Origin of the sequence: Pseudoalteromonas sp. SWN166, assembly GCF_015864485.1 — a bacterium.
GTDB lineage: Bacteria > Pseudomonadota > Gammaproteobacteria > Enterobacterales > Alteromonadaceae > Pseudoalteromonas.
Genome location: NZ_JADYXB010000018.1, coordinates 64,342 through 78,251, shown reverse-complemented (window position 1 = coordinate 78,251; position 13,910 = coordinate 64,342). Strand labels below are relative to the sequence as shown.

Annotated in this window: 15 protein-coding genes; 3 read left to right on the top strand and 12 right to left on the bottom strand. The window is 38.9% G+C overall.

All coding sequences use genetic code 11. The annotated features are described in order from the left end of the window. Nucleotides 1-103: 103 nt before the first annotated feature. The 5 genes from I6F49_RS12320 to I6F49_RS12300 form a co-directional block, all read right to left on the bottom strand. The gene (locus I6F49_RS12320) at nucleotides 104-373 is read right to left on the bottom strand and encodes a GTP cyclohydrolase, FolE2/MptA family (protein ID WP_197180770.1); all 270 of its coding nucleotides are present in this window, start codon (nucleotides 371-373) and stop codon (nucleotides 104-106) included. 235 nt (nucleotides 374-608) lie between these two features. Beyond that, nucleotides 609-1,121, bottom strand: coding sequence for a ZrgA family zinc uptake protein (locus I6F49_RS12315; RefSeq protein ID WP_197180768.1), 513 nt, complete (start codon nucleotides 1,119-1,121; stop codon nucleotides 609-611). Nucleotides 1,122-1,577: 456 nt separating this feature from the next. Beyond that, nucleotides 1,578-2,453 carry a hypothetical protein gene (locus I6F49_RS12310; RefSeq protein WP_197180766.1) on the bottom strand — a complete coding sequence of 292 codons (876 nt, stop codon included), beginning with the start codon at nucleotides 2,451-2,453 and terminating at the stop codon, nucleotides 1,578-1,580. Between the two features lie 46 nt (nucleotides 2,454-2,499). Next, on the bottom strand, nucleotides 2,500-3,300 hold the full coding sequence (locus tag I6F49_RS12305; RefSeq protein ID WP_197180764.1) for a hypothetical protein: 801 nt from the start codon (nucleotides 3,298-3,300) through the stop codon (nucleotides 2,500-2,502). 30 nt (nucleotides 3,301-3,330) lie between these two features. Then, nucleotides 3,331-3,504: a hypothetical protein gene (locus I6F49_RS12300; RefSeq protein ID WP_231615094.1), complete on the bottom strand. Its 174-nt coding sequence runs from the start codon at nucleotides 3,502-3,504 to the stop codon at nucleotides 3,331-3,333. Nucleotides 3,505-3,738: 234 nt separating this feature from the next. Between I6F49_RS12300 and I6F49_RS12295 the strand changes: the two genes are divergently transcribed. Further along, a complete protein-coding gene (locus I6F49_RS12295; protein WP_197180762.1) occupies nucleotides 3,739-4,680 on the top strand; it encodes a ChaN family lipoprotein in 942 nt (313 codons plus the stop codon). A 66-nt stretch (nucleotides 4,681-4,746) separates the two neighbouring features. Here the strand turns inward: I6F49_RS12295 and I6F49_RS12290 are convergent, their stop codons facing one another. The 4 genes from I6F49_RS12290 to I6F49_RS12275 are packed head-to-tail and all read right to left on the bottom strand — an operon-like array spanning nucleotide 4,747 to nucleotide 8,106. Further along, nucleotides 4,747-5,466 (bottom strand): HugZ family pyridoxamine 5'-phosphate oxidase, encoded by a 720-nt coding sequence (locus I6F49_RS12290; RefSeq protein WP_197119004.1) that lies wholly within the window; start codon nucleotides 5,464-5,466, stop codon nucleotides 4,747-4,749. Further along, on the bottom strand, nucleotides 5,463-6,251 hold the full coding sequence (locus I6F49_RS12285; RefSeq protein ID WP_197180760.1) for a heme ABC transporter ATP-binding protein: 789 nt from the start codon (nucleotides 6,249-6,251) through the stop codon (nucleotides 5,463-5,465). Before I6F49_RS12285 ends, I6F49_RS12290 begins: the two co-directional genes overlap by 4 nt. Then, entirely contained in the window at nucleotides 6,248-7,300 is a 1,053-nt protein-coding gene (locus I6F49_RS12280; RefSeq protein ID WP_197180758.1) for a FecCD family ABC transporter permease, read from the bottom strand. The genes I6F49_RS12285 and I6F49_RS12280 overlap by 4 nt, the downstream gene beginning before the upstream one ends. Then, nucleotides 7,297-8,106 (bottom strand): heme/hemin ABC transporter substrate-binding protein, encoded by an 810-nt coding sequence (locus I6F49_RS12275; protein ID WP_197180756.1) that lies wholly within the window; start codon nucleotides 8,104-8,106, stop codon nucleotides 7,297-7,299. Before I6F49_RS12275 ends, I6F49_RS12280 begins: the two co-directional genes overlap by 4 nt. Before the next feature lie 139 nt (nucleotides 8,107-8,245). Between I6F49_RS12275 and I6F49_RS12270 the strand changes: the two genes are divergently transcribed. Then, nucleotides 8,246-10,327 carry a TonB-dependent hemoglobin/transferrin/lactoferrin family receptor gene (locus I6F49_RS12270; protein ID WP_197180754.1) on the top strand — a complete coding sequence of 694 codons (2,082 nt, stop codon included), beginning with the start codon at nucleotides 8,246-8,248 and terminating at the stop codon, nucleotides 10,325-10,327. Nucleotides 10,328-10,508: 181 nt separating this feature from the next. Here I6F49_RS12270 and I6F49_RS12265 read toward each other — a convergent pair whose 3' ends face one another. Both I6F49_RS12265 and I6F49_RS20505 read right to left on the bottom strand, forming a co-directional pair. Beyond that, entirely contained in the window at nucleotides 10,509-11,075 is a 567-nt protein-coding gene (locus I6F49_RS12265; protein WP_231615093.1) for a hypothetical protein, read from the bottom strand. After that, the gene (locus tag I6F49_RS20505; protein ID WP_269435382.1) at nucleotides 11,050-11,178 is read right to left on the bottom strand and encodes a hypothetical protein; all 129 of its coding nucleotides are present in this window, start codon (nucleotides 11,176-11,178) and stop codon (nucleotides 11,050-11,052) included. The genes I6F49_RS12265 and I6F49_RS20505 overlap by 26 nt, the downstream gene beginning before the upstream one ends. A gap of 108 nt (nucleotides 11,179-11,286) precedes the next feature. On the opposite strand from I6F49_RS20505, the gene I6F49_RS12260 reads away from it, so the two are divergent. After that, nucleotides 11,287-12,162, top strand: a complete 876-nt coding sequence (locus I6F49_RS12260; RefSeq protein ID WP_197180752.1) for a LysR family transcriptional regulator — start codon at nucleotides 11,287-11,289, stop codon at nucleotides 12,160-12,162. Nucleotides 12,163-12,212: 50 nt separating this feature from the next. Here I6F49_RS12260 and I6F49_RS12255 read toward each other — a convergent pair whose 3' ends face one another. Further along, entirely contained in the window at nucleotides 12,213-13,736 is a 1,524-nt protein-coding gene (locus I6F49_RS12255) for a sensor domain-containing diguanylate cyclase (RefSeq protein ID WP_197180750.1), read from the bottom strand. Between the last annotated feature and the right edge of the window lie 174 nt (nucleotides 13,737-13,910).

The window sequence follows — 13,910 nt, the reverse complement described above, 5'->3', positions numbered from 1 at the left end:
GAGAACGAGTGAAACGTTATATTCTTCCAGAAAAAAGAAAACGGCCCAAAAGTAGGACCGTTCGAATTTCAAAAACTCGGTACACCATTAAGTCAAAACATGCTTAACTGAATGGTGTTAGGCCATTTAGTGGCTTATTTGCCAGTTGTTCATTAAGCAATAAATACAAACGCGACATATGTATGCCTTTTGCATTTGCTTTATTAAGGCTAACAAATATGCCAGCCTTGGCGTGAGTATGTATTTGCTCACCTTTGTTATTTAAAATATGTAACGGCAGCGAAACCCCTTCCATACCGACCCATTGTAACGGGCGGGCATTGAGAGAATTAGACTGCGAAGTAATATCGGACAAATGGCTTTTAGCATTCATAAATTTAAATATTCCGGTTAACGATTAAAAACAAGAGGCATAGCAGGTTTGCTTGGTTTAGAGACCGTTTTGCCATCGTAAAGACGCTTAATAAATTGGTGAGTAATACGTACATCTAAGGTTTTTGTTATACCTTGATTTACTACACTGACATTTCTATAAGTTGGCTTTTCATGCTTATAAGCTCTTTTAATTAGCAGGTTATGTGGGAGTAATACGCGTTGGCGGCTAAATATTAGTTTTGCCAGCTTATTACAGGATTATTGCGCGTCACCTTTGTTGAGCCTTGCCCCGTATTGCTAATCCATTGCACGTTAAGCGCATTCAGCGAAGGCATTAAGTTAAACAGTGTAACTGAAAAACCCATAACCGGTGTTTTGCAGTTAAAGTTGTAGGTGGCTTCAATATTGTGGTGATCGTGGCTATGAAAGTCTGTGTGTTCATCATGGCTGTGAGCAAGTGAGTTTTCGGTGCTTTGTAAAATACACTGCCCTTCTATATCAATAGCGTGGCTACTATTTTTTAATTGCTGAGCAAGTACATCAATAGCATTTTTATCAGATTGGTTAGCAGCTTGGTGTTCAAACCCCAGCGCATCGGCAGCCGGAATAATAGACTGCATTTGCAGCACATTGCCCTCTTGAGCAATAAGTAACTCCCCTTCCCCATGAACATGTTTTTGAGCATGAGCACTAAAGTCCAACCCTAATAGCAGGGCAACACTCAGGCCTTGAGTAAACACTTTCATAAACTAACCCTCACTTAAAATAGAGCCAAATGCAATAATTATTATAATATAACGTATCGATGTTGTCCTAAAAAGGTAATAATTGAGAGTGTTTAACTAGTTATTAAAAGGAGTTGCAGAATCAGCGCGCTCTAATGTTTAAAAAGCTTTGTTGTTAAACGTGGTTGTTAAAGGGTCGTAATTACGGGGATAAGTTTAGTTGTCAAAATTGATTAATAGGATTCAATTAAATCTGACAGCCGAATATGTGCCAGTGTAGGTCGATAAGCGAAGCGCCATCCGACACAGTAAAATATCTTGCCGATTAATATCAGTATTTTATGTTGTCGAGTGGCTGGAGAGTGCCATGAAGGGACATTCATAACCCTTAATGTATGAAGTCAAGATTGGACCCCATTCACTGGTAACGAGTAAAATTTACTGGGTAAGCTTTCGGCTGGAAAGGGGTTTACACAGTTATAGTAATTTACGGGCATTTAGTTCAAGTAAAACCTCGTCAGAAAGTGCATCAATCCAATAAACTTCTTTAAGCTGCCTACATGTTAAACCAGCAATCTCTTCAAATACAAGCTCAGCAGTTTCTTTTTCTGCAAGTGTTGCTGTTTTAAATAAATGAAATGAAATCTCGACAAACATCATCCAAGTAAAGATATTTAATTTTGCAAACAAGGTAATTTCTAAAATATTTTTGTAATTTATGCTTTTTGTTTCTCGGACGAACAGTGCGATAGTTTTTACTTTTTCAATAAACTCAAAAGTTGGGTTAGAAAATATCAATTCTTTCATTGAGTCGTTATACCTATTTTTTTCAATAGGCTTACTGCGCGTAAATGTAAAATATAATTGTAAAAACGATTCTAATTTCATTTCATCTCTTTGTTCTTTACCTTGTTCATCAGGTAAAAATCGAGTATCAGAAACAGGGGAATTTACATTACTCAATATCCATCCATTACTCCCCATACCCATTACAACATCCTTTTGAAGGCAAACCTTAACTTGATCAGCAATTTCAAAAACAGCATCTTTAATAACACTAAAGTTTTGAGTATCAGATTGCTCTGTTAAAGCTTTTTTTGTTTCAGCTAACTCTCTTCGGTTATCTTTCCAAACAAAGTATAAAAGAAATACTGAGATTGCAGAAATAAATGGAGTTGTAACGCCAGTGAAAATTGTTGCTGTTTGATACCAAACGTCGAGATTTTTTGATGGCGAAAATCCAAAAAAGTGACCAAATACCCAGCAAACTCCAAGCATTGTACTTAAAAAAATTATCATTATAATTTTTAAAAAATCTCTTTCTTCTTTTTGCTGTTTTTCATGTTCAGTCATAAGATATCCATTTAAAACAATTAATTTAGTGGTGAAGATGTAATAATTAATCTAACAAGTCATTATTTAATTCATCGTTCTTGAGAATTAAAATCATTGCAATATCATTGTTAAAACCAAGTTTGAACTCTAATGTTGGATCCCTGTGCTCTCTTTTTTGATTAGGTAATTGCATAAGCAAACTGTAGAAGTTTATTACTTCTGTTCGTTTTTTGTAATTGTCTATGTAGTAAATAGATAGGGCATTTAAAATAATTTTTTTATAATTATTAATATTTCTATTGAATTTATCTTTGGTATAGCTCTTTGTATCTTTGTGAATTTTTTTGTTAACAGAAAAATTTCTACCATTTTTTAAAAGTTCAAGAAAAGATACTTGAAGGTTTGATATGTAATCATAAAGGTCATCAGGTGTGTCTGCATCAGATTGTTCCTTTCTAGCTTGTTTATATTCATTGTTTATTTCAAAAATCAAATCAAGTTTGAAAATATCAATAACCCTATTTTTCCTAATGAAGGTATCATTTAATTTTTCAATTTGATCTATAAACAGAGCAAAGCTTTCTTTCTCTTTTTGATTTTTTAATTGTTCTGACAACATATATTGGTTAGTTTTAAGCTCCTTTTTACTAGTATGCCAAGTTAAAAAAATCAAGATTGAGGTTATGGCTAATAAAGGGGGGGTTAACACTCCATTAAAGTAACTTGCTGTATCAACCCAGTTTTTTATAGGGGCATTTAAATTAAAACCAAACCGCTTGAAAAAGAAAAGACCAACAAAACCAAAAATTGCACTAACTGCAATGACATACCAAAAAATTAGATTACCTAATAGTTTCTTAATCACAAACATTCCCTCGCTTTTTAAAGCTCCTTTTTACACCAATCTCAAACACTTAACAACTTGGCGGGCAATGTCCTGACCAACGGCTTGCGATGTCTGCTCATTAGCACCACCTTGCACAATGATTTGGCTAGTTATATGTATATTTACAACACCAGAGCCGCCACCATCATTAGCCGCACCACCTGCGTTATAGCGCCTTGCCATTTGGCTAATTTCAGTATTTTGTTTAGAAAAAAGCCGAGGGTCAAATCTTGACTTCAGATATCAAAACTTTTGAATGACGGGTTCTCGCTCATAACTGCCTATCAATTACACTCTACAATGCCTTATTTGCTCTTCTTTACTTATTTATTTTGTACTGTTTTTGGCTGGCTTAATACGCATTATAAATATATGATATTGATAATTATTTGTATTAACGGGTTTTGAAAGGTGTGTATGAAAAAGTCTATGTTAACTCTGGCGTTAGTTACGGGTTTGAGTGGTTGTAGTACAACCACTGTGCCGCCTGATAAAAGCTCATCGCTTTATTACTCAGCGCTTTATAATGCACAAGCAAAGCCTGTTAGCTCTGTATTATTAGAGCCTTCGCTATTAAATGCCGATGTGGTTTTAGTGGGTGAATGGCATACACATCCGGGCGTACATTTATTTCAGGCGGAGTTATTTGAGCAATTAAGTGTAGGTAATAAACGCACTGCCCTGTCGCTTGAACAATTTAGCCGCGCCGATCAGCATATTTTAAACCAGTTCGTTAAGGGTGAAATTGGTGAGCAGTACTTAATTGATAACACCCAAGCATGGCCTAATTACAAAAGCGATTATCGGGCGCTGGTAGAGCTGGCAAAAACGAACAATAGCGATGTAATCGCTGCAAATGCGCCTAAAAATATTGTTACGTGTGTTGGCAGGCAAGGCATAAGTTACCTAAATAAACTTGATGAAACACAGCAGAGCTATATTGCGAGCACTATTGATACGTCCCCCAGTGAATATAAACAACGCTTTATGGCGTCAATGCACCACGGCTCGCCCAGTCAAAACGAAAACTATTTTTCAGCACAAGTTGCATGGGATGAAACCATGGGGGAGTCTATTGTTAACTATATAACAGCACATAAAAATACGCAGGTAATGCATATTGCGGGCGATTTTCATGTGAAAAATGGCGAAGGTATAGCGCGTGTTATTAAACGTTTAGCGCCAGAGTTAAATGTTGTCTGGATATCGCCGGTAACAAATGTACAAGCTAATCAAACAGGATATCAGTTGCAGGTTAACCCTTTGCCACCCCGTTACATACAAAAAGAACATCAACAAGCGGCTTTTAAAGCGTTAGGCAAGCGAGGCGATCGAGGCGAGCAAACAGCTTGCTTATAAAATAACGACATAGTTAGTAAACCTCTTAACCAGAGCTCAGGTTAACTATGTCGTCATGTATTTAGTTTAGTTACTTCGAGCTTGGTTAGTTAACGTAACCAGCGCTTTGCGAACCTCTATCGGGCTGTTGCACTGGGTTTTAAAGTTAATAAAGTAGTTACGCTTTTGGCTTTGTATATAAAAGCCAGTGGGTAGTAGGCCGCTCATTATTGGGGTGTTATCGGCTACGTTATAGTGCTGCATTAATATGAGTGACATAGCATCTTGATGGTCGTCGTTCATATGGCTTATCATGCTTTGCTGCTGGCTTTCGTCCCAGTTTTTTACTTCGTCTTGCCATTCATTTTGTTCAAGCCAAAATATTTTTCCAAAGCCACCAATGTAACGCACACGTATTACGTCTAATTGCCATAACTGAAAGTCGTGCGCGTTGCGATAGCTAGCGGCTTCGGGGTATAAGGCAATATAATTGTTGAGTAAAGTGTCTGCTTGCTCGCTTGGCACAACAGAGCCATCGCCAACGAGTGTTACTCGCCCGTGCTCGTTTTGGTCGCCGTAGTCGGCGGCATCAAAAATAGTAAGACTCATACGAGAGTCGTGCTTTAGATTTTTAGTGTGCTGGGCTATATCGCTAATAAAAAAGTAAACACGGCCTTGTTCGTCGCACATATAGGGGGTTACCGAGCCAAACGGGTAGCCGCGTAAATTGTTTGAAATAGTCGACATAACACCGGCATTGGTTTTGTAAACCAAGGTGCGTGCATCGTTTAATGCTTGCTCTCTCATAAAAACTCCTGACGTTGGGAAAAAACCATGGGTGCATCGTTATAAGGATGAGGATTTACGTGCAGTTTCATGGCGTACATTTGTTGTAAGTTTTGTTCAGTTAAAACGGTGTTTATAGGCCCACTTTGCAGCACTTTTTTGTTGTGCAGTAAAATAGCATCGGTTGCATAAAGGCTGGCTAAATTTAGGTCGTGTATTGCAATAATGGCGCTGTTTCCCTGCTCTACAAAGGTTTTAACACAGCTGAGCAGTGCATGTTGGTGGCGCATATCAAGTGCTGATGTAGGCTCGTCGAGCAGCATTAGTTTAGGCTCTGCCGATTGTGTAAAGGCATTAAGCTGCGCTAAAGTACGCGCCATATGAACACGTTGTTGCTCTCCGCCCGAAAGCGCACTTACGCGGCGAGTTAAGTAATGGCTTAAATCCATAATAGCGGCGTATTTATGTACTTTTTCGCTTTGCATTTTTAATGACTCTACATACGGGTAGCGGCCCATTGCAATAAGCTCAAATACAGTAAAATCAAACCCTACGTGGTTTGCTTGCATCATGACTGCGCGTTGTGTTGCAAGGCGTTTTTTAGCGTGTGAGGCTAAAGGCTTTGTATTAAAAAGTACACTGCCTGTAAAGGAATGCATTCCTGCTAAGGTATGCAGTAAGGTTGATTTACCCGCGCCATTTTCACCAAGTAGTGCGACAAGCTGCCCTGCTTTAGCACTGCCGCAAATGGTGTTTAAAACGTTATGATTATCAAAGCCAACGCTTAAATTATTAAACGTGATCATGACCAACCTCGCTTATTTTTAACGATTAAATAAATAAACAATGGCGCGCCTAAAAGCGCAGTAATAATACCAATGGGTAGCTCTGCTGGCATTATAACAATGCGGGCTAACCAGTCAGAAAGTAGCAATACCACTACGCCAATTAGCATACAAAGCGGCAGCATATTACGTAAATGCGGCCCCACCATTAAGCGGGCAATATGCGGGACTACCAAGCCAACAAACCCTATTAAACCAGTAAGCGCTACAACTGTACCTACACCTAATGCAACAAGTATAATTACATATAATTTAAGTTTATTAGTGTCTACTCCTAGGTACTGAGCTTGTGACTCGCCAATCAGGAGTAAGTTCATTGGTTCTTTTAATCGCCAAAGGCCAATAAGGCTAATAAGCAGTAACGGCGCCGCTTGAATAATCGTGCTCCAGCTTGCCCCGCCTAATGATCCCATGGTCCAGTAATTTATTAATCGCAATGCGCTGTCGTCGGCAAAAAAGCTCAGTAGCCCAATAATCGCAAATGCTAATGCGTTAATAGCCACCCCCACCAATATAAGTGTGGTGATATTAATTAGCCCTTGCTGCTTGGCAATAAAATATATCAGCGAGGTAACACCAAGCGCTCCTAAAAACGAGGCATAAGGTAAGTACAGTTGCGCGTTAAAATTAAACTGCGCGCTAAGTGCTATAAACGCCACTGCAACCATAGCCGCACCTGCACTAATGCCAATAATGGATGGATCGGCTAATGGATTACGACACAGCGCTTGAGTTGCCGCCCCTGTTTGGGCAAGTATCAGCCCTACTAATACAGCAAGTACAAAACGTGGTAAGCGTATTTGCATTACTACATTAATTTGCAGGGCATCAAACTGGTTAAAGTACTCGGGCGCAAGCCAAGCAATGGCTAAACGCCAGTCCCATCCTGCAGGGCCGTACCCTATGCTTAGTAGCGCCAAAGCAAAAATACACACAGAGGCTAATAGCATCCATTTATGGGTTGGGCTAAGTGTTATGGGCGTAAAGCGGCTCAATGTTAGGGTGTTCATAATTGGGTTTTATATTCGTTAAGCTCATTAATTGCTGTGGCAATACGCGGCGACATGCCAAGCGAAAGTAAGCTATCCATTACAAGTAAATTACAGCTTTGCGCGGCTTTTAATAAGCGTAGCGGAGCTTGCTTACAAAAGGCTTGTTTACCACCAAGGCTTTGCACAACATGCTTTGGCGCAACTAAAAAGTCGGGCTGATTTACAGCAAGTACTTCACTGTTAATTGCTTTAAAGCCTGAATGTGTAGCGGCTATATTAGTAATACCTGCATAGCTAAATAATAAATTAGGGACGGTTTCTTGCCCTGCGGCAACAAGCCCGCGCTCATTAGCTGAGAGTAAAAATAGCGCACTGTGTGTTTGCTCTTTTGCTTTTACAGGTAATGAGTTTGTAATGTGCGTAATAAGTGATTGCGCTTTTTGGTTAGCGTTTAAATCGGTACCAAGGCGTTTAATTAGCGCAAGTAGCTCATTAACAGAAGTTGGCTTTTTATAATGAATTACGTTAACCCCTGTTGCCTCAATTTGTGTAAGTGCTTGGCTTCGCCCTGCTCCTTCAAGTGCTAACAAGGTGGTTGGGCGCATAGAAAGCACGCCTTCTGCTGCTAAATCTCGGTAATAACCCACCTGCGGTAATTGCGTAGCTTGTTGCGGGTACATGCTAGATTGATCAACCGCTACAAGGGTATTTTGCTTGCCTAGCGCATAAATTATTTCTGTAAGGGTGCCGCCAGCACTAATAACACGCTCTTGTGCAAGTGCAGGTTGGGCTATTAAAGCAAACAATATAAATAGGTATTTCATTACACACTCCGGTTTTATTTTTCGGCTATTATAACCAGTTAAATCTAAATGAAAATGATTATCATAATTAATTGATCTTAATTTGACTTAGTTGTAACATCCTCGCCATAAATAATAACTATTATCATTTGGAGTTAAAATGAATCCCTCTGCATTTAAATTTACTGCTATAGCAACCTTACTACTTGGCTCAGGCGCTGCATTAGCCGAAAACATAATTGACGATCATATTGTTGTGAGTGGCTCGCGCTTTGAACAAAAGCTTAAAGATGTAACAGGCTCAGTTACTGTTATTACCGAGCAAGACATTGAGCGCCAGCTAGCTGTAGATTTACAAACCATGTTTAAATACGATCCAAGCATTGCAACCACTGGCAGCGGTGCAGGCGCGCAAACACTTACCGTACGTGGTGTTGGTGGTAACCGTGTTGTATTTATAAAAGATGGCCGACGCACCAACGATGGCTATGCAGGCGGAGGGGGTTATTTAGTTGGCCGTAATTACTTTGATGTAGCAGGCGTAAAACAAGTAGAAGTAGCCAAAGGTGCTGCATCGTCTTTATATGGCTCTGATGCACTCGGTGGCATTGTGGTTATAACCACTAAAGATCCAAGCGATTACTTAAAAGATAGCAGCAGCTTTGTAAAAATGGCGCTGGGGTATCAAGGTCAAAGCAACCAAATTGCCGCTGATATTACCGCTGCAAAAGACTTAGGTGACTTTGCTGTAAGCGCCGTATATAGCCACCGCGATAGCGAAGAAGTACAAAACTATGACGAAAACCTACCCGGTTATGATGCAAAGTCGGATGCTTTATTAGTTAAATTTGAGCAGCAGCTTGATGAAAAACGCACACTTAAATACACCCTTGACTACTTTAATCTAACAATTGAGCAAGTAATAACTCCCGCCATTCAAGAAACCGAAGAAGACGACACTAGTTGGTCACTGGCGCTAGATTATCATTCAGAGGTAGCAACAGCCGCGTTCGATAAGTGGTATGGGCAAGTGTCTTATAGTAGTTACGAGCAGCAAAGCGATCAAATTAGTGGCGCAAGTACCTACACCGATTATAACGACTATCGCTTTGAGCAAAATATTTTAGGTTTAAAAGCAGTATTTAATAAAGGGCTTAAAGGAGAAACGACCGATCACGAAGTGGTATACGGAGTTGATATTGACTTATACGACACCACCCGCCCACGTTTAAAAACACGTGTTTTAGCTGATGGTACGGTTGATTTTACAGACCAAAAACAAAAAGCGTTTCCGGGTGCCGATACCTCTTTAATTGGCGCTTATGTACAAGACAGTATTTCGTTTAATAACAGTGCGTGGTCGGTTATTGCAGGCGTGCGATATGATTACTACACCTTAGAGGCTAAAAATGATGAGCTATATGCCGATGCGCAGCTTGATGATATTACCGAATCTGCTTTTTCGCCTAAGCTAGGTGTTATATATCAAGTGGATGATAACTTGTCGTGGTATGGGCAATACGTACGAGGCTTTAAAATACCACCACACGACCAAACCTATCAAAGCCACGGTGTAGAGCCGTTTTATCAAATATTACCAAACGCCGATTTAGACCCAGAAAGCAGCAACTCATTTGAGCTTGGACTTAGGTACGCAAGCAGCGATATTAGCGTGAATTTAAGTGCTTTTTATGCAGCATTCGATGACTTTATTGAAACTGCAGTGGTGGGTGTTGAGCCAACGTATATTCCTGGCGTAAACAAAACGCTGTATCAGTATCAAAATATTAGCGAAACACAAATAAGCGGTGTAGAAGCAGGGATTGCCGTGTATGTTGCTGAAAATATTCTGCTTGAGGCAAACGTGGCCTACGTTGATGGTGAAAACAAAGAAACCGATCAGCCACTTACCAGCATTAGCCCGTTAAACGGCTCAGTATTGTTAAGTACAGAACTCGGTAATATTAACTGGACCGCTGCATGGCGTTTAGCTAAATCGCAATCTGATGTAGTACTTGATGCAAACGGCGATAAAACCACACAAGGGCATGGCTACGGCATTGTTGATTTATACGCAAACTACGAGTGGCAAGAATGGCAGCTTAATGTCGGCGTACTTAACTTGCTCGATAAAGAATATGTACCTTTTGAGCTAATTGCAGGTCAATCGCAAAGTGCTGATTTTAGCCAATACAGCCAACCTGGGCGTAACTTTTCAGCAAGAGTAAGCTACCAGTTTTAATTAGGGCTAAACAAATGGCAACAAACGCTGCATGGGAATGCAGCGTTTACTTGTCACATATTTACTCAAGTTAAATTACTTAATGGCAAGTATGTTTAAGCAAATTTGTACACACTTAATGCGAAGTAACACTTTATAAAACCAGTGCTTTTAAAGCTAAAAAGCGCTGGCTATTTATAAATTAATTAACCGATAAATCTTTTGTTTCTAGATAGCTTGGTACGCTTTTAAAACATGCCTCTAGCTTACTTTTAAGCGCTGTATTAATTGTAGTATTACACTTTAACTCCCCATTATATTCACCTTTAGTAAGTGGCACTAAGCTTAACGAGTCATAACTTGGTTTACTTTGTATTTTATGAATTATCAAGCCTTGCTGCTCTGTAAGCTTTACTAACGAAAATGCATTTTTTTGTGCTTTATCTGTCGTGACCTTCTCAACATATAACGGGTTTTTAAAGGTTAGTGTGGCATTAAAAAGCACTTTGCCACCGCGTTCAAAATGGCCGTTAAATACGGTTATGTTTAAGGTGGGTGCCTTCTTATTTATTAATAAGTTTAGGTCAAACTTGGCTGGTAAAATGGTGATCAACCTTTGCTCGTTTGCTGCTTTTTTTAAAACACTTTTGATTTTTTTTAGGTTGGTGTTATTTGTAGTTACTTCATACACTATTTGGTAGTCGTGTGGAGGGGCGTATAAAGGCAGGTGGCTGGCAAGTATTTTATCGCCAGCTAAGATAAGTGCCATACCATGAAACCCAACGTAGCTGTGGGCTTTGTGAATTGTGTTGATGTGTATTTGCAAGTACCGAGCTCGAAAATAAAATAAAAAATAACAGTATGTTTTTCATGTTAATACCCAAAAAATAAATATGGCGATACTATAAGCTGATTTTTATGTATAAATAATCGATAATAAGTTATCAGTTGTTTCCTTTTAATCAATACGGTTTGGCGCTATGCATTTAGATGATATTGAAAAAGTAATTCATATGGCGGGTTCGCAAAACCTGCATACAACCGCTAAGCATTTTAATATTACCCCAGGGGCGCTTTCTAAAACGTTAAAAAAGGTTGAGGCAAACTTAGCCACAGAGCTGTTTAATCGTGTGGGAAAAACCTTAGTACTTAATGATAAAGGCAAAGAATTTGTTAAGCATAGCAGCGATTTAGTTCATAATTACCAGCAGCTTACCAGCCGCTTTAAAAGCGATAATCATAAATTTAATGCGGTTATTGCAGGTCCTGCAATTTTACTTAAAAGTGGTTTAAAGAGGCTGCTTACACCACTTAGCAACCTGCCTTGCTCGGTACGTATTAATAATGTGTTTGAAGGTGAAGCCATAAGCCAAGTAGCGTCGGGCTCGGCACATATTGCGCTAGTTACTCGCGAGGCATTAAATAACAGCTCACATACTAATTTAGTAGCGGTTGATGTATTTAATACTGGATTTAGTGTGGCTGCGGCCGCTGCGCATCAGCTAGTACAAAAAGGTTTATTAACGCTCAATAAAAACCAACTACTTCATGGGGCTTTTGCTTGCCCATTATTTTCGCCGCTGTGCGGCCTAGAGCAAGGTATTGGCTCCGATGGTTGGGAAGATGAAATTGCCCCGCGCAATATTGTTTTTAGATGTAGCGATTACAGTGCATTAATAGAGGTGGTACAAAGTGGCTTGGCGTTGGCGTATTTACCTAACTTTGTTATTGACGATTTAGGGTTTACAAAATTAACTGTAAAGGGGGTTAACAGTCACTACAGTGAGGATATTATAATGATTTATAAGCCATCAAAAGCAGATGGCTGGCTTAATAAACTCATGTATTCTCTGTAAAGTATTTATCAATTTAAGGTAATACAGAGTATTACTTAACTAAGCTGTGGTTAGCTAATTTCGGCCACTACGCATTGGTTACGGCCATGCTCTTTAGCATGGTATAGCGCTTTATCGGCACATTTATATACTTGGGCAATATCAGCACTATGCTCAGGCCAAGTTGCAATACCTATAGAAATAGTGATGTTGCCAATAGTGTCCATCTCTGTTGATTCTACTGTTTTACGTAAACGCTCAGCGATTTTTAAGGCACTTTGGCTATCTTCATTAGGTAGTACAAGGACAAACTCTTCACCACCGATTCTCGATACTATGTCGTCTTTTCTTGATAGTTTTTTAATTATATTGGTTAGCGAAACTAAAGTTTCGTCGCCTTTGTCATGCCCAAAAGTATCGTTAACACGCTTAAAAAAGTCGATATCAATTTCTAATATAGCGAACGGGGTTTGCTTTAGCATAAGCTGGTTAAGTAAGCCGTTTAAGCTTCTTCTGTTATGCGTATCTGTTAAGGGATCTGTTTGTGAGTCATGGCGTAACACACCAATTTTAGCTTGTAATAAAGTTACTTCTCTTAACATTGCTAATTTTAGTTTTTGACTTTCGAAATACCACGACTTCACATTTTTAAGCTTTTCTAAGCTTGAAGGATCGTCGAGTGTATTTGCGTTATCGGCTAAGCGTTTTAGTGGCCTTGCTATAAAGTGTGCAAATAAACCAATAAAAATAAACGTGACTAATGCCATTGGTATTGTTTGTTTAACCACTTCAATAGTTAATGTATCAAGAGAGGAAAGCGTTGATTTTAATGGTCTTTGCGCCACTATTCCCCAATTAGCTAAAGTAACGGGTGCATAGCCTGCGAGCATTGGTTTATTTAGGCTATTAATAACGGTTGAAGTACCCATTTCGCCATTTGTAACTGCGTCAATTACACGATTATTAGTAACAACGTTACCTATTCTTGACGGTTCTGGATGATATAAAATGCGCTTATTTGAGCTAACAACAAAAAGGTATGAGCCACCCTTATAGTAATGCTGCTCTAGAAGCTCATTTAAAATATTTTTCTCTTTTAAATAAAGAGAGCCTCCAATATACCCTAAATACTTACCCTCAAAATCAAACAACGGGTGCGATATAAAAACAATTAAATTATCGGCTGCCGATAAATAAGGCTCACTAATTAATGGGCGTTTTTCTTTTAACGCTTCTATTGCACCAGGGGATTGTATTTGTTGGCCTATTATACTTTTTAAACGAGGTGACGTAGCAGCAATTACGCCATGTAAATTAATCACAACAGAGTTAAAACTATCAGTTTGCTGATTTAAACGAATAGCTTCATCGTTTAATAATTTGGAGTTATTTGGTGATTGTTCAATAATTTTAGCTGAGTATTCAAGCTGCTGAAGCGCAGACTTTAAAAAGTTATCAGTAGCAGAGGCTAGTTTTTGAGCATAGGCTAAATTACTTTTTAGCGTGTATGATGTTAACTGCTCTTTTTGAACCTGGTAAGTAGAATAAAAACTCCCTACCAATGTACTCAGTGCTGCAGAGAGTGCGAGTAGCAATATAAGGAATCTTAAATTTAAAGCAGGTAATAATTTATATAGCAAAGCTTGCATCCCAAAGCACAATATTCAGCGCGTATTATACGAAGTTAAGTATTATACCCATTTAAGTGTTTATTAGTTAAGTCAGCTGACTTAATTAAATGCTTTTATGTTGTAGCCTTTATAACAATC